At 72.3% G+C, this 18,715-nt stretch carries 19 protein-coding genes; 11 read left to right on the top strand and 8 right to left on the bottom strand.

The genetic code is table 11. The features are described from left to right. Window positions 1-10 precede the first annotated feature (10 nt). Window positions 11-940 carry an aldo/keto reductase gene (locus ACPA54_RS12800; RefSeq protein WP_423529101.1) on the top strand — a complete coding sequence of 310 codons (930 nt, stop codon included), beginning with the start codon at window positions 11-13 and terminating at the stop codon, window positions 938-940. Window position 941: 1 nt separating this feature from the next. Here ACPA54_RS12800 and ACPA54_RS12795 read toward each other — a convergent pair whose 3' ends face one another. Both ACPA54_RS12795 and ACPA54_RS12790 read right to left on the bottom strand, forming a co-directional pair. Further along, window positions 942-1,436: a GNAT family N-acetyltransferase gene (locus ACPA54_RS12795; protein WP_423529099.1), complete on the bottom strand. Its 495-nt coding sequence runs from the start codon at window positions 1,434-1,436 to the stop codon at window positions 942-944. Next, complete coding sequence (locus ACPA54_RS12790; RefSeq protein WP_423529097.1) at window positions 1,433-2,419, bottom strand: LysR family transcriptional regulator; 987 nt, start codon at window positions 2,417-2,419, stop codon at window positions 1,433-1,435. The genes ACPA54_RS12795 and ACPA54_RS12790 overlap by 4 nt, the downstream gene beginning before the upstream one ends. A gap of 262 nt (window positions 2,420-2,681) precedes the next feature. Here ACPA54_RS12790 and ACPA54_RS12785 point away from each other — a divergent pair, with 262 nt between their 5' ends. After that, the gene (locus tag ACPA54_RS12785) at window positions 2,682-3,215 is read left to right on the top strand and encodes a DUF6817 domain-containing protein (RefSeq protein WP_423529095.1); all 534 of its coding nucleotides are present in this window, start codon (window positions 2,682-2,684) and stop codon (window positions 3,213-3,215) included. A gap of 24 nt (window positions 3,216-3,239) precedes the next feature. Here ACPA54_RS12785 and ACPA54_RS12780 read toward each other — a convergent pair whose 3' ends face one another. Beyond that, entirely contained in the window at window positions 3,240-3,785 is a 546-nt protein-coding gene (locus tag ACPA54_RS12780) for a YbaK/EbsC family protein (RefSeq protein WP_423529093.1), read from the bottom strand. 350 nt (window positions 3,786-4,135) lie between these two features. Here ACPA54_RS12780 and ACPA54_RS12775 point away from each other — a divergent pair, with 350 nt between their 5' ends. Next, window positions 4,136-5,365, top strand: coding sequence for an LLM class flavin-dependent oxidoreductase (locus tag ACPA54_RS12775; protein WP_423529092.1), 1,230 nt, complete (start codon window positions 4,136-4,138; stop codon window positions 5,363-5,365). A gap of 221 nt (window positions 5,366-5,586) precedes the next feature. Then, on the top strand, window positions 5,587-6,135 hold the full coding sequence (locus ACPA54_RS12770) for an SMI1/KNR4 family protein (RefSeq protein ID WP_345674242.1): 549 nt from the start codon (window positions 5,587-5,589) through the stop codon (window positions 6,133-6,135). Window positions 6,136-6,323: 188 nt separating this feature from the next. On the opposite strand, the gene ACPA54_RS12765 is transcribed toward ACPA54_RS12770, so the two are convergent. Further along, window positions 6,324-6,752: a nuclear transport factor 2 family protein gene (locus tag ACPA54_RS12765; RefSeq protein WP_423529090.1), complete on the bottom strand. Its 429-nt coding sequence runs from the start codon at window positions 6,750-6,752 to the stop codon at window positions 6,324-6,326. A 152-nt stretch (window positions 6,753-6,904) separates the two neighbouring features. On the opposite strand from ACPA54_RS12765, the gene ACPA54_RS12760 reads away from it, so the two are divergent. Then, window positions 6,905-8,059, top strand: a complete 1,155-nt coding sequence (locus ACPA54_RS12760; protein WP_423529088.1) for a CapA family protein — start codon at window positions 6,905-6,907, stop codon at window positions 8,057-8,059. A 24-nt stretch (window positions 8,060-8,083) separates the two neighbouring features. Here ACPA54_RS12760 and ACPA54_RS12755 read toward each other — a convergent pair whose 3' ends face one another. Then, a complete protein-coding gene (locus ACPA54_RS12755; protein WP_345674245.1) occupies window positions 8,084-8,530 on the bottom strand; it encodes a nuclear transport factor 2 family protein in 447 nt (148 codons plus the stop codon). 282 nt (window positions 8,531-8,812) lie between these two features. Here ACPA54_RS12755 and ACPA54_RS12750 point away from each other — a divergent pair, with 282 nt between their 5' ends. After that, on the top strand, window positions 8,813-9,880 hold the full coding sequence (locus tag ACPA54_RS12750; protein WP_423529086.1) for a S1C family serine protease: 1,068 nt from the start codon (window positions 8,813-8,815) through the stop codon (window positions 9,878-9,880). Window positions 9,881-9,939: 59 nt separating this feature from the next. After that, window positions 9,940-10,944, top strand: coding sequence for an RDD family protein (locus ACPA54_RS12745; protein WP_423529084.1), 1,005 nt, complete (start codon window positions 9,940-9,942; stop codon window positions 10,942-10,944). A gap of 48 nt (window positions 10,945-10,992) precedes the next feature. Here the strand turns inward: ACPA54_RS12745 and ACPA54_RS12740 are convergent, their stop codons facing one another. Further along, window positions 10,993-11,184: a ferredoxin gene (locus ACPA54_RS12740; protein WP_345674248.1), complete on the bottom strand. Its 192-nt coding sequence runs from the start codon at window positions 11,182-11,184 to the stop codon at window positions 10,993-10,995. Window positions 11,185-11,396: 212 nt separating this feature from the next. Here ACPA54_RS12740 and ACPA54_RS12735 point away from each other — a divergent pair, with 212 nt between their 5' ends. From ACPA54_RS12735 to ACPA54_RS12725, 3 genes are all read left to right on the top strand, one after another. Then, window positions 11,397-12,161, top strand: coding sequence for an ABC transporter ATP-binding protein (locus ACPA54_RS12735; RefSeq protein ID WP_345674249.1), 765 nt, complete (start codon window positions 11,397-11,399; stop codon window positions 12,159-12,161). A 4-nt stretch (window positions 12,162-12,165) separates the two neighbouring features. Beyond that, window positions 12,166-14,730: an FtsX-like permease family protein gene (locus tag ACPA54_RS12730; RefSeq protein WP_423529082.1), complete on the top strand. Its 2,565-nt coding sequence runs from the start codon at window positions 12,166-12,168 to the stop codon at window positions 14,728-14,730. Between the two features lie 89 nt (window positions 14,731-14,819). Beyond that, window positions 14,820-16,655, top strand: coding sequence for a serine/threonine-protein kinase (locus ACPA54_RS12725; protein WP_423529080.1), 1,836 nt, complete (start codon window positions 14,820-14,822; stop codon window positions 16,653-16,655). Window positions 16,656-16,692: 37 nt separating this feature from the next. Here ACPA54_RS12725 and ACPA54_RS12720 read toward each other — a convergent pair whose 3' ends face one another. After that, entirely contained in the window at window positions 16,693-17,118 is a 426-nt protein-coding gene (locus ACPA54_RS12720) for a hypothetical protein (protein ID WP_423529078.1), read from the bottom strand. A gap of 141 nt (window positions 17,119-17,259) precedes the next feature. Further along, window positions 17,260-17,802: a nuclear transport factor 2 family protein gene (locus ACPA54_RS12715; RefSeq protein ID WP_423529076.1), complete on the bottom strand. Its 543-nt coding sequence runs from the start codon at window positions 17,800-17,802 to the stop codon at window positions 17,260-17,262. Window positions 17,803-17,898: 96 nt separating this feature from the next. On the opposite strand from ACPA54_RS12715, the gene ACPA54_RS12710 reads away from it, so the two are divergent. After that, complete coding sequence (locus tag ACPA54_RS12710) at window positions 17,899-18,687, top strand: SDR family NAD(P)-dependent oxidoreductase (RefSeq protein ID WP_423529074.1); 789 nt, start codon at window positions 17,899-17,901, stop codon at window positions 18,685-18,687. The last annotated feature ends 28 nt before the right edge of the window (window positions 18,688-18,715 follow it).

Here is an 18,715-nt window from a genome sequence, read left to right as displayed (position 1 = left end):
CGTCGCGGGCATGACGAACCTCATCGGAAACACCACCCGCCGTTCCTTCGACACCACCGCCGACCAGGTCTTTTCGCTCGGCGGCGAGCTGCCCGTCCGGCGCATCGGCTTCGGCACGATGCGGCTGACCGACGAACGCCCGGCCGATCCGGCCGCCGCACCCGTATGGCGCGGCCCCGTCGACCGGGACGGCGCGCTCGCCGTGCTGCGTGCCGCCGTCGGCCTGGGGGTGGACCTGGTCGACACGGCGGACGCTTACGCCTTGGGCGAGAGCGAGGAACTGGTCGCCGAGGCGCTGCACCCGTACCGCGAGGGCGTCGTGGTCGCCACCAAGGTCGGCGTCGTCCGTCCGGCGCCCGATGCGTGGGTGCCGCTCGGGCACCCGGCCTACCTGCGCCAGCAGGCCGAACTCGCGCTGCGGCGGCTGCGCGTCGACCGCCTCGACCTGCTGCAACTGCACCGGATCGACCCGGAGTACCCGCTTGCCGACCAGATCGGCGCGCTCGCGCAGCTGCGCGACGAAGGCAAGGTGCGGCACATCGGCCTGTCCGAGGTGACGGTCGGGCAGCTCCGTGAAGCGGACGCGATCACGCCGATCGCGTCCGTGCAGAACATGTACAACCTGGGCTTCCGGCAGCACGAAGCGGTGCTCGACTACGCGACCGAGCGCAGCATCGCGTTCATCCCGTTCTTTCCGGTCGCCATGGGCGCGCACGCGGGGCCGGACGGGCCCGTCGCCGAGATCGCCCGCGAACTCGGCGCGACGCCCGCGCAGACCGCGCTCGCGTGGCTGCTGCACCGGTCGCCGGTCGTGCTGCCGATCCCGGGTACGACCTCGGTCGCCCACCTGCGGGAGAACGTCGAGGCGCTCGATGTCCGGCTGAACGCCGAGCAGTTGGCGCGGCTGTCGGATCTGGAGCCCGCCCCTGAGGGGGCGTAGGTCAGAGGTCGTAGGCGAAGCAGTCCAGCGGGATCGGGCCGTGGTCGTCGAGGTAGCCCGGGATGCGCCGGTAGCCCAGCCGCTCGTACAGCGCGATGGCCGTGGTCCGCTGGGGCAGCACGTCGAGGACGCAGCGGCGGGCGCCGGCCGCCCGGGCGCGGTCGTGCAGCGCGTCCATCAGGTGCCGGGCGACCCGCGCGCCGCGTGCTTCGGGCGCCACGTACAGGCGCTTGACCTCGACGTCGTCCGCACCGAGGAGGTGGTAGCCGACGCCGCCGACTGGGACGCCGTCCAGACGTGCCACGAGGTACCCGCCGGGGGCCGCGTAGTAGGCCTCGACGTCGTCGAAGTCGGTGCGGAAGTAGTCGGGCAGGTCGTCGGGGGAGTCCCACGTGGGGTAGCCCATTTCGGTCGCCGTCGCGTTGTAGTAGGCGAACAGCAGCGGGCGCGCCGCGGCCAGGTCGTCGGCGACGGTCAGCGAAGGCGACGTGGTCATACCGACGACTGTACGGAGGTCTCGGCGGCGCCCGGCCGCGCGGGGTGCGGCACGGTCGTCCCGCCCGCGCCGCCGTCCCCCGCGGCGGCACGCAGCCGTCCCGGCGCGACGCGTTCCACGGCTTCGGCGAACACTCGCGCGGACGGGGACAGCGCCTGCCACTGCCGGGCCGCCCAGCCCACCGTGAGCGGCGGGAGATCGGGTATCGGCACGAGCCGCAGCGGCCCGTCGGAGGTACGCGCCAGGTTGGGCAGGTCGGGCACCACCGCGTGCCCGAGGCCGAGTTCGGCCAGCAGCATGGCGGTGTCCCAGTCCGCGACGCCGGTCGTGGACGGCGGCCGGATGGCGTGCGCGGCGAGGTGCGCGTCCAGCCGCAGGCGTGACGTCGACGTCTCGGGCAGCCGGATGTGGTGGATGCCCGCCAGGTCGTCCATGGTCAGCCGCTCCCGTTCGGCGAGCGGGTCGTCGCGGCGCACCGCGAGCATCCACGGGAGCGCGGCGACCGGGCGCTGCTCGATGCCGCGCACCGGCTCGCCGATGGTGACCCACGCGAGGTCGGCGTGGCCCGCGGCGACCGCGGCCAGGCAGGTGCGGCTCGAACTCTCGGTCTGGAACTCCAGGGACGTGTGCGGATTGGTGCGGCGGAACGCCACGATCGCGCCGGTCATGAAGTGCTTGACGGTGGTGGCGCCGGTGGCGACGCGGACCGTGCCGCCGTGCCCGTCCCGCAGGTCGCCCAGCCGCTGGAGCGCGAGGTCGAGTCCGGCGAGGCTGTCGCGCGCGGCGGCGTAGAGGATGCGGCCCGCCTCGGTGGGCGCGACGCCGCGGGGCAGGCGCTCCAGGAGGTCCAGGCCGACCTCGTGTTCGAGGCGCTTGATGTGCTGGCTCACCGCCGACTGCGTGCAGCCCAGGTCGCGGGCGACCGCGGTCAGATTGCCGTGCCGGCACGCGGCAATGAAGGTCCGCAGGTCGTCGAGTGTCATGATCACCAAGCTGAAACTTGGGTCAAGCCCAGGAAATCCTAGGATTGACTTGGGTATTGCGGGGCGCGAGGCTATCGGGTGGGCCCGGGGGCGGCAACCCGTCCGACCCGTCGACAGCACGGCGGGTGCCGACCCCAGCTCGCCCGGCCGTGCCTGCCGGGCGTCGTGCCCGATGTCGCGTTTCGGCTGTGCCTGCTGTCGCGTTGTTGTCGCGTTGTTGTCTCGTCCGGCTTGCCGGCTGGTGAAGATCGGCGGTGAACCTGTGGCCACGGCGGACGCCGTCTCCCTGCTGCGCACGCTCGGTGCCGAGGATGTCGCGCACCCGGGCGGCAACCTCTTCGACCATCTGGTGCGCGTCCACGACGAGTTGACCGAATGGGGCGCGCCGCGCGAACTGCGGCTGGCCGGCCTGTGCCACGCCCTCTACGGCACCGACGGCTTCCCGGTCGCGCTGTTCGGGCTCGACCGCCGCGCCGAGGTGGCCGCGCTGATCGGCGCCGACGCCGAGGCCCTCGTCTACTTCTACGCCAGCTGCGACCGGGGCAGCTCGTACCCGGAGTTCGCGGACGCCGCCGCCGAGTTCACCGACCGCTTCACCGGCGAGCGCCACGTGCCCGACGCCGCCGCGCGCCGCGCCTTCGCGGAGCTGACCGCAGCCAACGAACTCGACGTCGTCCGGGCCCACCCGGAGGTGTCCGGCACGCCCGAGCTGTACGGCCTGCTGAGCGGCTGGCGCGGCCTGCTCAGCGACCGCGCCGCGCACGAGGTCGAACGGGTGCTCAACCCGCACAGCTGACCGCGGGGACCGCTCATACCGCGCTTATCCCAGGGGGACGCCCAGCCCCGTCAGCACCTCGGCCCCCGGAAGTTCGGCCAGCGCCCGTCCGGGCAGCACGATCTTCGAGCGCCGGTTGCCGGAGCCGATGATCGCCGCCTCGACCGCGGCGGCCGCCGGGTCGACGAGGACCGGCCACCCGGCGGGCAGCCCGATCGGGGTGATTCCGCCGTACTCCATCCCGGTGGCCTCGGCGACCTCGGCCAGCGGTGCGAACGACGCCTTGCGGGCTCCCAAGTGCTTTCTGACCAGGCCGTTCACGTCCGCGCGGGTCAGCGCGGTGACCATGCAGGCCGCGTAGGTCACGTCGCCGCCGCGCTTGGCGGCGATCACCACGCAGTTGACCGAGTCGCCGAGCGGTACGCCGTAGTGCGCGCAGAACTCCGCGGTGTCGGCCAGCTCCGGATCGATTTCCGCGACCCGCACGGCGTCGACGGGTACCGAGGCGGTCCACTGCTTCAGGGCCGCGGCCACCGGATCGGCCACGAGATCGAGGCGGGCGAGGGCGGGATACAGCTCCAGGGCACTCATGGCGACCATCCAAGCGGATCCGCGCTCGGACGCCGCGACTGTTCGGTTGCTCACCGTGCCTGAACGGAAAATCCCTCAAATCTGACCGATGCTGATCACATCGTTGTTGCGTACGTGCTGCTTACACGTGTCGCCTCGAAAACCCGATCACTCTCCGTGTTGTTACCCTCTCGTCCCGGGACAGTTAGCAGGTCGGAGGCGGTGTGTGAACCCCCTTGGCAGGCACGGTTTCTGACGTGACGTTAGACACCTCTCCGGCCATGTTCCGACCGGGCGCGCGTACATTGCCGCTGTACGGGCGCAGCCGCCAGACGCGACATTGTTGAACCAGGCACTTTGGGAGGCTCCACGTGGAGTTCGGCATCTTCCTGAACGGTTACATCCCGGGACCGGCTGCGCACGACCGCGCGTCCGAGCACCTCATGTTCATGCGCGAGTTCGAGCTCGCGATCAAGGCGGACAAGCACAACTGGAAGTACGCCTGGTTCGGCGAGCACCACGGCCTGACCGAGTACAGCCACCTGTCGGCCCCCGAGGTCGCGATCGGCTACGTCGCCGCGCAGACCGAGCGCATCCACCTCGGCACCGCGATCAACTCGCTCTCGCCGCGCAAGGAGCACCCGGTCCGCTTCGCCGAGCGCGCCGCGATGATGGACCACATCACCGAGGGCCGCTTCGAGTGGGGCACCGGCCGTGGCGCCGGCTCGCACGAGGTCGCGTCGTTCAACATCGCCGACACCAACTCGACCAAGGCCGAGTGGGACGAGGTCGCGCCGCAGATCGTGCGCATGTGGGAGCAGTACGACTACTCCTTCCAGGGCGAGCACTTCACCGTGCCGACCCCGCACAACATCCTGCCGAAGCCGTACGGCCACTCGCACCCGCCGATCTGGATGGCCTGTGGCAACCCGGGCTCGTTCGCCAAGGCCGGTTCGCTCGGCGTCGGCGCGATCGCGTTCAACTTCGAGCCGATCTACAACCTGAAGGGCCGCATCGAGGCCTACAAGGAAGCCGCGGAGAACCCGGTCGAGATCCTCGGCGACTTCCAGAACAACAACGTGATGATGACCAACGCGGTCATCTGCCTGAACGACCGCAAGCGCGCCCGCGAGATCGCCATCTCCAAGGGCCGCGGCTACCTGGTCACGATGGTGAACATGTACCACGACACGATGCCGAAGTCGGCCGACGCCATCACCTGGCCGGAGCCGCCGTTCGACCTGTCGCAGGGCGGCGACGAGTTCCTCGACTTCGCCATCGACGCCGGCCTCATGCTCGTCGGCACGCCGGAAGAGGTCTGCGAGCAGATCGCGGCGTACCAGACCGTCGGCTGCGACCAGCTCGTGTTCGGCATCAACGACGGCATGTCGCACGAAGAGAACCTCGAGATGATCGAGCTGTTCGGCGACAAGGTCATCCCCGAGTTCGACAAGAACCCGGAGCACTCGACGACGGCCTACCGCCGCAACGCCGGTGCCCCGAAGTACGCGCCGTTCAACGGCCCGGTCGACGAGAACCTCAAGCACTCCGTGCTGCCGGCCAACGCCATCCTCGGCCTGGACGGCAAGCCGCAGGCCTGAGCCTCGGCACCGCGGGCGACCGCGGAAACACGCGATGCGGGTGATCCGGGGGTAGAGCCCCCGGGCCCGCGGGTAGCGCTTGAAGGGCCCGGCCGCTCGGCCGGGCCCTTCGGCTTTCCCGGCATCCGCGAGCCTGCGGCGGCCGGGCACGTCCGGGGGTGCGGTACGACATCCTGTACGCGGGTGCGCACCGCGCGTACGCAGGGCAGGAGGAAGCACATATGGCCACGGTCACGGAAGGGCTCGACGGGGTCCGGCACGAGCTGGAGCGGCTCGGGCGGAGTGTCGTCCAGCTGTTCGAGCCCGGGCTCGCGCCCGAACTGGTGCGGGAGCGCCTGGACGGGGCGCCCGACGAGCTGGTCGAGTGGTTCGGCTGGGCGGACGGCACCCGCGCCGAGGAGGACCAGACGGTCGACGAGGCGTCGTTCATCCCCGGATACGTGCTCATCAGCCTCGCCGAGGCGCTGGAGTTCCGGGACGAGGTCGAGGTCGAGTCGGACGGCGACGAGGAGTGGCTGCCGCTGCTGGTCTCGCCCGCCGGCGACTTCTACGCGGTGGCCTGGACGTCCCACGAGGGCGTCGTCCAGGTGTGGAGCTACGTGGAGGGCGCGGACGGCCAGGCGGACTACCCGGACCTGGCGCGCATGCTGCGGACCTTCGTGGAGAGCTACCGCACCGGCGCCTTCGAGGTGGACGACGAGGGCTACCTCGACATGCACCCCGAGCTGGCCGACCGGGTCTACGAGGCGATCAACAAAAAGGCATCCTGACCTGCGCTTTTGCCGGCCGGGTCGGAATAGTCACGGGAGACCGCGGCGTGTGGTCTGCTACGATTTGACTGCCTTCGGCGCGGCCGCGCGTTCGGATCCATGACTGCGGCCCCGGAGGACCAAGCTTCCGAGACGAGCCCCTGGCGTGCGTGTGCCGCCGGGGCTCGCCCCTTTTCGGCGCCGGTGCGTCAGGCCGTGAAGCCCTTGGCGATGTGCTCGAGCCACCAGGCCGGGGCCGCGTTCATGAGCGTGTTGAAGTCCCAGTAGTCATGCCAGCGGGCGAACTTCCCGTCTGGTCCGACCTCGTGCACCGAGACGAAGGGGAGCGTGACGCTCTCGCCGGTCTTCCAGTGCCAGGTTTCCGCATGCTCGGTGATGACCACGTCGCCGTCGGCGACGATGTGCTTCAACTCGTGCTCGTAGGCGGACAGCATGTCCAGGCCGAGGCGCAGGCGCGCGGCGATCTGCTCGGGCCCGTAGGCGCCGGCGCCGGGTGCCGGGACGTCGGTGTAGTGGCCGTCCTCGGCGAAATATGCGCCGACCTTGTCGAAGTCGCGGTCGTACAGGTCCTGCCAGAACTGCGCGACGAGCTTCCTGTTGGCGTCGGTGTTCGCCATGGCTGCGGCCTCCTCGGGGCGGGTCGCGGGGAGCCTAGGGACACCCGCGCGGGGTTTCCAGGGGCACGGGGGCATTGCTGCGGACCAACCGGTGCGGAAACCGGTACGGGGAACCCGAACGGGGGTTTCTGACGGTGGGTTAGCCTTCCCCGGTGCATATAGCCATAGCCCGGCGCGCCCGGGCCCTCGCGGGTGCGGTCGGGTTGGTGCTGGTGGCCGGGTGCGGCCTCCTCGGCGGGGCCGACGACGACTCGAAATCGGGCGGCAACGCCGCCCCGGCGGGCGCGGACGCGTCCGCGGCGGCGCCGGGCGGGCCGACGGCCCCCGGGGCCTCGGAGGCGCCGGTGGTGCCCGGCGCCGCGGACCCCGCAGGAACGATCACTCTGGCGTTCGCGGGCGACGTGCACTTCAACGAGCGCACCGTGCCGCGGCTGAACGCGGGAGCGGACACCGCGCTGGGGCCGATCAGCAAGACGCTGGCGGCGGCCGACCTGGCGATGGTGAACTTCGAGTCGGCGATCACCGAGCGCGGCACGCCGGAGGCGAAGACCTACCACTTCCGGGCCCCCGCGTCGGCGCTGCCGGTGCTCGCCAAGTCCGGCGTGGACGTGGTGAGCATGGCCAACAACCACGCGGTCGACTACGGGCCGGTCGGGCTGCAGGACTCCCTCGCGGCGGCGAAGAACCCGCCGATCCCGGTGATCGGGATCGGGCCCGACGCGACGGCGGCCTACAAGCCGTGGATCACCGAGGTGAAGGGCGTCAAGGTCGCCTTCCTCGCGGCCAGCCAGGTGCAGGACATCACCAACCAGAAGTACGCCGCCGGCCCCGGCAAGCCCGGCATCGCTTCGGCGCTCAAGGCGGACCAGCTGGTCGCCGCGGTGAAGGCGGCGAAGGCCAAGGCCGACGTCGTGGTCGTCTACATGCACTGGGGCATCGAGGGCGACAAGTGCCCGTCGGCCGACCAGAAGGGTCTGGCGAAGAAGCTCGCCGACGCGGGCGCCACGGCCGTCGTCGGCACGCACGCGCACGTCATGCAGGGCGCGGGCATGCTCGGCACCACCTATGTGGACTACGGCTTCGGGAACTTCCTCTGGTACGGCACCTCGCCCTACCCGAACTCCAACGACACCGGCGTGACCACGCTGACCATCGGCGGCGGCAAGGTGGTCAAGGAGGCGTTCACGCCCGCATCCGTCGACTCCCGGGGCGTGCCGATGCCGCAGACCGGTGCGGAGGCCAAGCGGATCACCGACCGCCGCGACGGGCTGCGGCCGTGCACGGGGCTTGCGGCGGCGCCCGAGTAGGACGCCGCCGGGCCGCCTGGCGGCTCAGCCCATGCCGGGCGTGGGCGGGGCGATGTACATGTAGCCCTTCTCCTCGACGCGCTCCTTGATGCGCCATTCGCCGTCGACGCGGACGAACGTGTCCAGGTACCAGAGGCCGCACAGCATCAGGCTCTGCTGCCCGTCCTCGCCGGGCATGACCATCGGGTTGTGGCACATCGTGCGCCCGGTGGCGGTGTCGCCGTCGACGGTGATCGACGAGTTGGCGATGAGGTGCTGGAACGCCGGGAAGTTCGGCATCACGTCGGCCAGGAACTTCTTGGTGGCCGCCAGGTCGCCCTTCGAGCCGCCCATCGCCGAGTAGTCGATGTGCGCGTCGGGCGTGAACACGGTGTCCAGGACGTCCCACTGCTGCGTGTCGACCGCGTGGGAGTAACGGACCATCAGATCCTGGATTTCGAGCCGGTCCGAGATCTCTTGCAGCGACAGCATGGGTGCCCCTCCGGGTTGCGCTGGTCCATGGATCCCGGCGGGACCGTCTGCGCCCGCCGCGTCGGCAATGTCACTCCGCTTCGGGCGAGGAAGCAAGACCCGGTGCGATCTTCTGCTTGTCCTACAGTTTCCGATTCCGGCATTCCGGGCACTGGGGTGCGGATCCGGCGTGCGGTGTGGACGAGGGAGTGCGCGGTGAGGCTTGGGAAACTGCTGGGCGGGACGACGAGCGCCCGCCGCCCGCGGCGCGGCGGGGCAGGGGGGCGTCGTACGGCGGCGCTCGTGCTCGCTGCGGGACTCGTGGCCGGGGCTGCCGCCTGCTCCGACAACGACAGCGGCGGCAGCGCGAAGGCGTCGGGCGCGCCCGCCGGGTCGCCCGGCTCGCCGAACGCGTCCGCCGCGGCCGCGACGCCGCCGGGCGGGTCCAGCGACCTGCAGGGGAACTACCGCAAGGTGGTCGCCGACGTGCTTCCGTCGGTCGTGCAGATCACCACCGACAGCGGACTGGGCTCCGGGATCGTCTACGACACGAGCGGCAACATCGTCACCAACGCGCACGTGGTCGGGAACGCCACGACGTTCCAGGTGACGCTGGCCACCGGGACGCAGCCGCTGACCGCGAAGCTGGTCTCGTCCTACCCGCCGAACGACGTCGCCGTGGTGCGGCTCGACAACCCGCCGTCCGGGCTCAAGCCCGCGCAGTGGGACGACTCGTCCAAGCTCGACGTGGGCACCATCGTCATGGCGATGGGCAACCCGCTCGGCCTGTCCGGCAGCGTCAGCGAAGGCATCGTGTCGGCCCTGAACCGCACCCAGAACGAGTCGTCGGACGGCGGCGGGACGGGCGCCACGATCCCCAACCTCATCCAGACCACCGCGGCGATCAACCCGGGCAACAGCGGGGGCGCGCTCGTCGACCTGAACAGCAAGGTCGTCGGCATCCCGACGCTGGCCGCGGCCGCCGGCGCGGGCAACGCGCAGGCCCCGGGCATCGGGTTCGCGATCCCGTCGAACACCGTGCGGAACCTCGCCGACCAGATGATCAAGGACGGCAAGGTCACCAACTCGGGTCGCGCCGCCCTCGGCGTCACCGTGCAGACGGTCGTCGGCGGGCAAGGCTCCGGAGCGGGCGTCGGCGTGGTGTCGGTGGACCCGAACAGCGGTGCGGCGAAGGCCGGGATCAAGCCGAACGACATCATCACCTCGGTGAACGGGACCGACACGCCGACCGCGTCGGACCTGGCCACGGTGCTGGCGGGGCTGAAGCCGGGCGACGTCGCGAAGGTCACCGTGATGCACCCCGACGGGTCGCAGGCGACAGTGGACGTGACACTGGGCGAATTGAGCTGACCGCGCGGGTCGGCTTGCCGGGTTGACGCGGCGGGGAAAGGCACGAAAGCGTCCCCGGCATGACGATCCCTCAGCAACCGGAAGAACACCCGGGGCCGGGCTGGGCTTCGGGACCGGCATTCGCCGGGGCGGGAGGGCCGGGGCAGCCCGCGGCACCCGGCCTTCCGCCCGCCCCGGCGCCGTTCGCGCCTCCTCCCGGGCCGCCGCCTGCCGCACCGCCGTACGCCGCGCCGCCGGCTTTCGCGGTGCCGCCCGCGGCGACCGTGCTGCCGGAACTGCCGGAGGCGCCCGCCACGCCGCGGGAACTCCCTCCCGCCTCGCGCTTCTTGCGGCTGGTCGCGCGGACGCTCGACTACCTGCTCGTGACCGCGCTCGTCGTGCCGCTGTGGTTCGCCGCCTACCACTACCTGCAGGGCAAAGCCGCCGACCTGCAGAACGACGTCTTCCGGAAGACGTTCTTCGCGCTGCTGCGCGGCGGCGCGGACGATGCGAAGCGCGCCCCGCTGCAGGCCGTCGACGGCCTGTGGGACACCACCAAGCTGCTGCTTCTGCTGCTGGTCCTCGCCCACTTGCTGCTGCCGACGCTCTACGACTGGCTCATGCACGCCCGGTACGGCCGCACGCTCGGCAAGATGGCCGTCGGCATCAAGGTGGTCGGCCCCGACGGCAGCAGCCGCATCGGACTCGCCCGCGCCGCGCGCCGCAGCGCCGTCGCGGTCCTCGTGCCGTGGGCCGCGCTGATGCTCATGTGGTACGAACTCATCCTGCGCAACTGGTCCATGGCCGGCGTCTGCGGCATCGTCAGCCTGGTCGGCTTCGTCGACCCGCTGCTCGTCCTCGGCCCGCGCCGACGCAGCTGGCACGACCGGGTCGGCCGCACGGCGGTGGTGAACGTCAAGGCGCTCGCCCGCGCCGTCGAACTCGGGCGCGCGGGCGGCCAAGCCGCCCGCCAAGCCGCGCAGCAGGCGGCGCAGGCCCTTCCCGGGCAGGCCGCGCGGATCGGCGCGGCGACGGCCGAGCAGGCGCGCGGCGTGCGCGACCGCATGCGGCGGCCCCGCGGATGACCGCGGGCCGCCGCGCCGGAACGCCCCTCGCGGAATGGCCGCGCGGGATCAGTCCTCGACGGTGATCGCCCGGGTCGGACAGACCCGGGCGGCCTCCTCGATCTGCGCGCGCAGGTCCTCCGACGGGTTCTCCTGGAGGATGTAGAGGAAGTTGTCCTCACGGACCTCGAACACCTCGGGGGCTTCCGCCATGCACAGCGCGTTGCTCTTGCACTTGTCGAAGTCGACGTTGATCTTCATGCGTCCTCCGTGCCCGAAAACGTGACCAGGTCAACGACACCTATCACGCGCGGCCGAAGGTAAGGCCAGACTTCGTCGGGTCTCCCCACGCGGAAGGGTGGGGTCAGCACCACCCCAAACCCGGGCGGTCGCCGGATCGAGCGCGCGCCTCCGGACGGACAGGCTGGATGCAGGGTCCGGAAAGGCCGGACCGCGCACCGGAAGGTCCGATCATGGGCAAGCGCGCCACCGGCGTCCTGGAAGCCCCGTCCGCCACGACCGCCGTCTCGCTCGACGGCGTCACCAAGGTGTACGGGCGCGGCAACGAGGCCGTGCACGCCCTGCGCGGCGTCAGCGTGGACATCCGCCCGGGCTCGTTCACCGCCGTCATGGGGCCGTCCGGCTCCGGCAAGAGCACGTTCCTGCACTGCGCCGCGGGCCTCGACCGGCCCACCGGCGGGCGGGTCGCCCTCGCCGGCACCGACATCGCCGGGCTGTCCGAGACCAAGCTGACCGAACTGCGGCGCACCCGCGTGGGCTTCGTGTTCCAGGCGTTCAACCTGGTGCCGTCGCTGACCGCCGAGCAGAACGTCACGCTGCCGCTGCGGCTGGCCGGGCAGCGCCCGGACAAACGGTGGGTGCACGAGGTCATGTCCCGCGTGGGCCTCGGGGACCGTGCCAAGCACCGCCCGGGGCAGCTGTCCGGCGGCCAGCAGCAGCGCGTGGCCATCGCCCGCGCCCTCGTCACCCGGCCCGACGTGCTGTTCGCCGACGAACCGACCGGCGCCCTCGACACCCGCACCGGCCGCGAGGTCCTCGCGCTGCTGCGCGAAGTGGTCGACCAGTACGGCCACACCGTCGTGATGGTCACCCACGACCCGGTCGCCGCGTCGTACGCGGACCGCGTGCTGTTCCTCGCCGACGGAACCCTGGTCGACACGCTCGAACAGCCCACCGCCGACGCGGTCGCCGACCGCATGATCCACATGGAAGGCTGATCCCGTGCTCCGCCTTGCCCTGGGCACCCTGCGCACCCGGATCGCCGGGTTCGCGGGCGCCTTCCTCGCGGTGCTCCTCGCCGCCGTGCTGGTCACCGGCGCGGGGGTCCTGATGGAGTCCGCACTCCGCGCGCACACGCCGGTCGAACGCCTGGACGGCACGGACTTCGCCGTCGCCGCCTCGCGCCACCTCGAACGCACCCCGGCGATGGGCAAGGCGAAGGACGGCGAGACCCTCACCGAGGACGCGCCGAAGGAAACCGCGCGCATCCCCGCGGAGCTCGCCGCACGCGTCGCCGCGGTTCCCGGCGTGCGGGCCGCCGTGGCGGACCGCACGGTCCCCGTGGTGCTGCCGGACGGCTCGACCGTCGAGGCGCACGGCTGGGACAGCGCCCAACTGGCCCCCTACCGGCTGACCGCGGGTCAGGCGCCCGCGGCCGGCCAGGCCGTGCTCGACGAGGCCACCGCGGCCCGGCTGGGGGCCGCGCCCGGCGGCACCGTGCAGCTGGGCACCCCGGCCGGCGCCCGCACCGTCACGGTCAGCGGCATCGCCGGCGCGCCCGCACCGGCGGGCGCGAAGTCCGCGGTGTTCCTGCCCGCCGACCAGACCGCCGCGCTGAGCGCGGTGCCGGACCGGGCCGACTTCGTCGGCGTCGTGCTGGCGCCCGGCGCCGACCGCGACGCCGTGCGCCGCGCGCTCGACGGCATCGTGCGCGACGCGGGCCCGCAGTTCGGCGACCCGGCGCGTCCGCAGCCCGAACTCCAGGTGCTGAGCGGCGGCTCGCTCGGCCGCCTGGAGGCGCCCGCCGTCACCGGCATGCAGGACGCCACCACCGCCGTGGCGGGCACCTTCGGCGGCTTCGCCGCAATCGCCGCGATCTTCGTGGTGGCCGGCACGTTCGGGTTCTCGGTGACCCGGCGCACCCGCGAGATCGGACTGCTGCGCGCGGTCGGCGCGACCCCCGGCCAGATCCGCCGGATGGTCTCCGCGGAAGCGCTGCTCGTCGCCCTGGCCGCGGCCGGCATCGGCACGCCGCTCGGCTACCTGTTCGCCCGCGTGCTCAAGGCGCTGTTCGGGCACGCCGGCGCGCTGCCCCCGGGATTCGCGCTGCACGACGGCTGGATCCCCGCCGTCGTCGGCATCGGCGCGGCCGTGCTCACCACCCAGGTCGCCGCGCTGGCGGCGGCGTTCCGCGCGGCGAAGGTCAAGCCCACCGAGGTCTTCGGCGCCACGCCCGGGAAGCGGCGGATCGTCGTCCCCGTGCTGCGCTGGCTGCTCGGCCTCGCCGGTATCGGCGGCGGAATCGCGCTGCTGATCGTCTCGCTCCATTTGAGCGGCGACGCCGGGGCGAGTTCGTCGGTCGGCATCGTGTTCACGTTCATGTTCGGCGTCGCCATGCTGGGACGGCCGATCGCGCGCCTCGGCGTCGCGCTGGTCGGGCGCCTGACCACGCTGTTCGGCGGCGCACCCGCGCAACTCGCGCGGGCCAACGGGGCCTCCGACCCGGCGCGCATATCCGCGGTGGCCACGCCGATCGCGCTGACCGTCGCGTTCATCTGCACGGTGCTGTTCCTCAACACCACCGTCGCGACCGAGACGGTCGCGCAGAGCAAGGCGCGCACCACCGCCGAGTTCGTCGTGGACGGCGCCGACCGGACTGGCCTGGGCGCCGACGCGGTCGCCCGGATCGCCGGACTGCCCGGCGTGGCATCGGCGTCCGGCACGGTCGCGACCACCGTTCTCGACGGGTCCCCCTCGGAGGCGACCGTCGCGGACGCCCGCGGCGTCGGCCCGGAGACCGCACGCGTGCTCGACCTCGGCGTCCGCTCCGGAGACCTCGCGCAGCTCACCGGCGACGGCACGGTGGCCGTCGGCAAACTCCGCGCGGACGGGATGGGCAAGGACGTCGGCGACCGGGTGCGGCTGTGGCTGGGCGACGGCACGCCCGTCAGCCTGCGCATCGTCGCGGTGTACGACCACGGTTTCGGCTTCGGCGACTTCCTGCTGCCCCGCGACGTCGCGCTGCGGCACAGCACGGTCGGCGCGTACGACAAGGTCTACGTCAGTACCGCGCCGGGCGCCGACAAGGCGGCCGTCGCCCGGGCGCTCGCCGCGGAAGGGCACGTGCTCGACCGCGCCGCCTACCTCGGCGAAGTCCGGCACGACGCCGACCGCGACGCGTGGGCGAGTGCGCTGCTGCTCGGCGTGATCGGCCTGTTCACCGCGATCGGCGTGGTCAACACGATGGTCATGGCGACCGGCCAGCGTGGCCGCGAGTTCGCCGTGCTGCGGCTCTCCGGCACCACCCGGCGCCAGGCGTTCGCGATGCTGCGGCACGAACTCGCCGTCGTCGCGGCGATCGGCATCGGCCTGGGCACCGCGATCGCGTGGGTGACGCTCGGTGCGTTCTCGCACGGCATCACCGGAACGTGGGCGCCCGACCTGCCGGTTGGCCGGTACCTGGCGGTGGCCGGCGGAGCGCTCGCGATCACCTACGCGGCGAGTGTGCTGTCCGCGCGTACCGTCCTGCGCGACGACCCCGTTGCGGCAATCGGGGCGCGCGAGTAGCACGGGCCCGCGGCCCGAGTGAGAGGATGCCCCCGCACGTGGAGGGCACGTTCGGGGCGTCCTCCCACTGAAAAGAGCGGGGAGGCGGGATGGCAGCCGAAGCCGCAGCGGGGATACGGCCGCTCGCGGACGCGGATCCGCGGACCGTGGGACCGTACCGGCTGACCGGGCGGCTCGGATCCGGCGGCATGGGTTCGGTGTTCGCGGGTGTCGACCAGTTCGAGCGGCGCGTGGCCATCAAGATCGTGCACGCGCAGTTCGCCGACGACCGCGAGTTCCGGGCCCGCTTCCAGCGCGAAGTGGATCTCCTGCGCCGGGTGCAGGGCACATGTACGACGCCGGTGCTGGACGCCGATGTCGACGCCGCGCAGCCGTGGTTCGCCTGCGAATACGTGCCCGGCCCCACGCTTCAGGAACGCGTCGACCGGCACGGCCCGATGTCCGGCGACGAACTGTTCGCGCTGGCCGCCGGACTCGCCGAGGCGCTGGTCGCGCTGCACGCGGTCGGCATCGTGCACCGCGACCTGAAGCCGCAGAACGTGGTCTGCTCGCCCGCCGGTCCGCGGGTCCTCGACCTGGGCATCGCGCGGTCGATGGAGGACAACGGGCTCACCCGCACCGGCATGATGATCGGCTCGCCCGCGTGGATGAGCCCCGAGCGGTTCCGCGGCCAGACCAGCACCCCGGCCGCGGACGTCTACGCATGGGCGATGATGGTCGCCTACGCGGCCACCGGCGTCATCCCGTTCGGCACCGGCGCGCCCGAAGTGGTCGCGCTCCGCGTCCTCCAGGAGGAAGCCGACACCGCCGGCGTCCCCGGACCGCTGCGCGGCATCGTCGACTGGAGCGCGGACAAGGACCCGCTGCGGCGGCCGTCCGCCACCCAGGTCCTGGAGACCGTCACCGGCACGTGGCGCGGCTCCCTCGGTGCCGGGCGCGCCCCGGTGGCCGACGCGGTGTCCGACGCGACCTCGCTCATCAACATGCACTGGAAAGCCCCAGCCGACGGCACCGCGTGGGGCAGCCCCGTCGCCGCGCCGCCGCAGGGGCCGGGGCAGGGACACAGCGGGTTCTCCGGATTCCAGGACGGCTACGGGAACTTCGGCAGCACGCCGCCTCCGCCGTCGGTGCCGCCCCCGCCCATGGCGTCCGGCGGCTACCCGGTCGGGCCGCCGCCGCGCGACACGGCCGACACCATCGTCGGCGACGTGCCGGTGCCCGAGGAACGCCCTTCCCGGGGCAGGTCGCGCGGTGCGCGGTCCGGTCGGGGCGGGTCGCGGCGCAATCCGAAGGTGATCGCCGCCGCCGTCGCGGGTGTGGTCGCCGTGGTGGCGATCGGTGCCGCCCTGCTGGCGAACGCCGGCAAGAAGGACGAGAAGGCGAACGCCGAGCCGGTCGCGCAGTCCTCCGCCCCGCCGCCCGGAACGGTGGTCGGGCCCGGCCCGTTCACTCTCGAGGGCCTCACCTTCGCGGTACCGCAGGGCTGGGACGCGCGCCCGATGGCCGATACCTCGATGGCCTGCGTGGCACCCGTGGAAACGGCCGCCGCGGCCCGGGTCGACTGCGCGGGCGGCCTCAAGGTGTGGGTCGGCGACGCCTCGGCCCGCAAGGTCGCCCTGGCGGACCCGAACGGTTGGACGCTCGGCAAGGCCGCGGCCTGCCCGGGCGCGGCGGCGGGGGCGAAGAAGGCGACGGCGCGCACCAGCGGGCGGCAGTTCTCCAAACTGGGGCCGCTCACCTACGAGTACGCGCAGTACACGGTGACGTGCGCGGACGGCAGCAAGATCGAGCCGCAGGTGTGGTGGCTGCCGAAGTCGAAGATCTCGTTCAGCACGACCGCGCTGCCGAAGACCTACGACACCGTGGTCACCGCGCTGATCGCCTCGGTGGACAAGGCGAAGTACAAGGCCCCCAAGGGCGACTGAGCGCGGCCGGGGCGGTTCCGCCGCCCCGGCCGCCGGCTCAGCCGAAGACGGCGAGGTCGGTCGGCGGCAGGAACGGGTTCTCCGGACCGGCCGGGAACGACGTCCAGCCCTGGGAGTCGTACACGTTCATCAGTTCGTGCTCGGCCGTCTCGTCCTCCGGCCATTCGGCGCGCACGACCACGTGCACCGACGGGTGCGGGTACTGCTCCCACCAGTCGACGATGTGGCCGTCCAGGTCGACCGGGACGGGGTGGTGCTCGACGCGGTGCACGAGCATGTACGGGCCGCCCGTCCACGGGCCGACGTGCCCGCCGCCCAGGGGTATCGCGGACACCGAGTCGCCGCCGCGGGGCAGCGCCGGCCCGGCGAAATCGCCGGACAGCAGCGAGCCGACGTAACCGCTCGGCGGCCGGTCCGCAGGGACGTCCTGGTAGAAGTCCACCCGGAGTCGGTACCGGATCACGTGCTGCCCCTCCGCTTGCCCTGCACCTTGCCGTACTCATCCGTACGGAGACCGGCGCGCAGCGTCGAACACCGACCGGCCGGTTCCGTGAGTCTCATACGTATACCAGCCAATCGGAGTTTCGCCGAGGACAGCGTGAAATCAGCCCGCCGCGGACTCCGCGGAACCGGTGCCGGCGAAGTCCCGCCAGGTTGTCCACAGGGTGGGGACGGTGCCTGAACCGTAGGAGCGCTCAGGCCAATTCGCCGGGGGGAGGCCGGCCGGGTTCTGGCCGACATTGGCGCCGTACCAGAGATCGTGCCGGCGGCCGACGAAGTACCAGCGCCCGTCCCGCCGCTCGTACTTGTCCCGGTACAGGATCGCCTGGTGGATCCAGCGCGGTCCCTCCTGGATCTCGCCCTTGCAGTACACGTGGCCCGTCGCATGGTCGTCGTCGGCGAAGTCGATGACGTGCGTGCCGATGTTGAGGATCGTCACACCCAGCGGCTTGAGCTGCGCCTCGAACGACGCGCGCAGTGCCTCGCGGCCGCTCTCCTCGCGCGTCACGCGCACGTCGTCGACGAAGAGCCCGACAAGAGTGTCCAGGTCACGGCTGTCGACCGCGAGGGCGTAGCGTGCGGCCAGCTGCCGGATCTCCTCGTACGCCAATGCCTTGCGCGCATCCCGCGCCGCGCTGTCGTCCATGACCGCTCCGTTCGTCACTGCCCGATGAACTTGATGATCCGTCAGATCCTTGATACCCGATGAAGGTGGGGATTCGATCAGCGGGAAGGTAGGCACATGACCGGCAGCCTCGAAGGACGCGTCGCCGTGATCGCGGGAGCAGGCGAGGGCATCGGCCTGTCCAGCGCCTTGGCGCTCGCGGGCGAGGGCGCCGACCTGGTGCTCGGCGCCCGCCGGGCCGAACCGCTGCGCGAGCTGGCCGCCACCGTGGCGGAGCGCACCGGCCGCAAGGTCCTCGCCGTGCCGACCGACATCGCCGACGCGGACGCGTGCCGCGCGCTGGTGGCCGCGGCGGCGGACGGGCTCGGCCGGGTCGACGCGGTGGTCAACGTGGCCACGTACAACCCGTCCGGCCGCGTGGAGGACATCGACCGCGACGAATTCCGCCGCGCCTTCGACGTCAACGTGCTCGGCGTGCTCGAGGTCAGCCGCGCCGCTCTGCCGCACATGCGAGCGGTCGGCGGCGGCTCGATCGTGCAGATCAGCACCGAGGCGCCGCGCATGAAGCTGCCCTACATGGCGGCCTACGCCTCCACCAAGATGGCCATGGAGATCGCCTCCGCGACGATGGCGCGCGAGGTCGGGCGCGACGGCATCCGGGTCAACGTCGTCGTCGCCGGCTACACCGACAACGCGAAGCTGGCCGCCTACCTCGAATCCGAGGCGCTGCGGCGCGGCATGACCGCGGAGGAAGTCCGCGCCGACTTCGCGTCCAGCGCCGCCCTCAAGCGCATCACGCAGCCCGAGGACATCGCCGAGGCCGTGCTCTTCCTCGCGTCGCCGCGGTCGCGCGGGATGACCGGCACGGTGACGCACGTGACGTCCGGGGTCGTCCTGGAGCCCTGACCGGCGCGCCTCCTCGCACCGCGCGCCC

Source organism: Uniformispora flossi, from assembly GCF_049534875.1.
GTDB classification, from domain to species: domain Bacteria; phylum Actinomycetota; class Actinomycetes; order Streptomycetales; family Streptomycetaceae; genus Yinghuangia; species Yinghuangia aomiensis.
The sequence above is the reverse complement of the archived record's forward strand: the minus strand, read 5'-3'. Positions and strand labels throughout refer to the sequence as shown.

What these genes read in the sequence shown, in the direction of transcription:
- ACPA54_RS12710 (WP_423529074.1), top strand. Translation starts at nt 17,899, where the DNA reads ATGACCGGCAGCCTCGAAGGACGCGTCGCCGTGATCGCGGGAGCAGGC.
- ACPA54_RS12725 (WP_423529080.1), top strand. Translation starts at nt 14,820, where the DNA reads ATGGCAGCCGAAGCCGCAGCGGGGATACGGCCGCTCGCGGACGCGGAT.
- ACPA54_RS12790 (WP_423529097.1), bottom strand. Translation starts at nt 2,419, where the DNA reads ATGACACTCGACGACCTGCGGACCTTCATTGCCGCGTGCCGGCACGGC.
- ACPA54_RS12780 (WP_423529093.1), bottom strand. Translation starts at nt 3,785, where the DNA reads ATGAGTGCCCTGGAGCTGTATCCCGCCCTCGCCCGCCTCGATCTCGTG.
- ACPA54_RS12715 (WP_423529076.1), bottom strand. Translation starts at nt 17,802, where the DNA reads ATGGACGACAGCGCGGCGCGGGATGCGCGCAAGGCATTGGCGTACGAG.
- ACPA54_RS12795 (WP_423529099.1), bottom strand. Translation starts at nt 1,436, where the DNA reads ATGACCACGTCGCCTTCGCTGACCGTCGCCGACGACCTGGCCGCGGCG.
- ACPA54_RS12745 (WP_423529084.1), top strand. Translation starts at nt 9,940, where the DNA reads ATGACGATCCCTCAGCAACCGGAAGAACACCCGGGGCCGGGCTGGGCT.
- ACPA54_RS12735 (WP_345674249.1), top strand. Translation starts at nt 11,397, where the DNA reads ATGGGCAAGCGCGCCACCGGCGTCCTGGAAGCCCCGTCCGCCACGACC.
- ACPA54_RS12800 (WP_423529101.1), top strand. Translation starts at nt 11, where the DNA reads ATGACGAACCTCATCGGAAACACCACCCGCCGTTCCTTCGACACCACC.
- ACPA54_RS12740 (WP_345674248.1), bottom strand. Translation starts at nt 11,184, where the DNA reads ATGAAGATCAACGTCGACTTCGACAAGTGCAAGAGCAACGCGCTGTGC.
- ACPA54_RS12765 (WP_423529090.1), bottom strand. Translation starts at nt 6,752, where the DNA reads ATGGCGAACACCGACGCCAACAGGAAGCTCGTCGCGCAGTTCTGGCAG.
- ACPA54_RS12770 (WP_345674242.1), top strand. Translation starts at nt 5,587, where the DNA reads ATGGCCACGGTCACGGAAGGGCTCGACGGGGTCCGGCACGAGCTGGAG.
- ACPA54_RS12755 (WP_345674245.1), bottom strand. Translation starts at nt 8,530, where the DNA reads ATGCTGTCGCTGCAAGAGATCTCGGACCGGCTCGAAATCCAGGATCTG.